Here is a 1,469-nt window from a genome sequence, read left to right on the forward strand (position 1 = left end):
GAATGTGGAAGCTGTGAAAGATAAAGTGGAAACAAAGAAGAATATTCGTAAATCTATAGCAACTGTTGATTTAAATGATTTAATTCCTGTTGTAGCATTGGTAGACTCTGTGATTTTCGTTGCAGACAACACTAAAGCTGAATATGAATGGGGCTCTAAAGGCGACGTTCAATATATAACATTCAGCGAATTAGTATCTATGAAAGGTCGTCAAAAACGCTTTTTAGATGAAATGTGGATTTATATTGATGATGAAGAAGTGGTTGAGGCACTAAATTTAACTTCACACTATCAAAAATATGATGAAATCAAATCAATGGAAGATTATTTAGATAAGTTTAATTCTAATCATGAGCTAAAACAATCCCTAACACCACTACCAGATGGCATTAAAAAGTCTTTAGGTCGCCAAGCAGCTAAACTAATTGAAGACAAAAAGCTAGACGGATACAATACAATCAAAACATTAGAAGATTGTCTTGGTGTTGAATTAGCACATTTACTTGATAAGTAGAAAGGTGTGCATCTAAATGGCTACACCATTCAATGACGTATATAACCTATTCCTTTCACAAGTCACAGACAAGAGCCTAGAAAAGATTCCTGAAATATCTCTTAAAGCTAACCTTCAGCTTTGGTTAATGTCTGCAACTGGATTCTTCTCAAATTGTCGCCAAGACTTAACAGATTACGATTTAGAATTGAATCAATTTAATGTTGATTTAACAATGATTGAAAAGCAAATACTCGCTAAATTTATGGTTGTGGTCTACATGGGTACACACTTAATTCATGACAGTTTGCTTAAAGAACATCTAAATTCTAAAGACTACAGAACACATTCCCCTGCTAACAAAATCAAAGCATTAATTGAAATCAAATCCCAAACTAATACAGAAGCAAATACACTCGTGTCACGCTATTTATACAGCATTCCCAACCTAAAGGATTTATTTAAATCATGACTCTACTTACACAGAGAGATTACCGAGAGTATCTAATTGAATTAAAGAACAGAGTGTATAAAATCCTACCTCTATATGAGGAAGAAAATGAGTGTCTGACAGAATACATCGACAGTGTATGTTTCGAGCTATATGGATTGAAAAAGTTAATTGCAGATTTACCACATGGGATATGGTATGTGAAGTCATTAGCCACATTGGAACAGATGAAAGTTGAAACTTTAAATGTTGGACATAAGAAGCGAGTTAAAAAGGAAACGTTTAAAGTGTTGAAACTAATCGACAATCAAATTGACGTATTACCAAATGAGACATTGAAAGGAGAATGAGAGTATGAGTGATTTTCAGGCTTATAGAGATCGAGTTAATGCAACGGGAAATGTTATTGACAACTCAAAACAGCTAGCAACTGAACAAATCATGAACTCCCCTTCTCTTAAGTATGTCAAATTGAATGATGGAATTGATGCTATTCCGTGTATTGTATCCGATAAGGATTCATTC

At 33.8% G+C, this 1,469-nt stretch carries 3 protein-coding genes; all 3 read left to right on the forward strand.

Annotated elements, in window-relative coordinates; all coding sequences use genetic code 11:
- Positions 1 to 514, forward strand: a 514-nt coding sequence (locus AC1DSL_RS18145; RefSeq protein ID WP_477533319.1) for a hypothetical protein, incomplete at its 5' end; no start/stop codon positions are given.
- A gap of 16 nt (positions 515 to 530) precedes the next feature.
- A complete protein-coding gene (locus AC1DSL_RS18150) occupies positions 531 to 965 on the forward strand; it encodes a hypothetical protein (RefSeq protein WP_477533320.1) in 435 nt (144 codons plus the stop codon).
- Positions 962 to 1,294 carry a hypothetical protein gene (locus tag AC1DSL_RS18155; protein WP_477533321.1) on the forward strand — a complete coding sequence of 111 codons (333 nt, stop codon included), beginning with the start codon at positions 962 to 964 and terminating at the stop codon, positions 1,292 to 1,294. Before AC1DSL_RS18150 ends, AC1DSL_RS18155 begins: the two co-directional genes overlap by 4 nt.
- Positions 1,295 to 1,469: the final 175 nt, after the last annotated feature.

Source organism: Paenisporosarcina sp. P4_D4, from assembly GCF_056401835.1.

Bases quoted from the DNA above. Each gene is read 5' to 3' on its own strand.
- AC1DSL_RS18150 (WP_477533320.1), top strand. From the start codon at position 531: ATGGCTACACCATTCAATGACGTATATAACCTATTCCTTTCACAAGTC.
- AC1DSL_RS18155 (WP_477533321.1), top strand. From the start codon at position 962: ATGACTCTACTTACACAGAGAGATTACCGAGAGTATCTAATTGAATTA.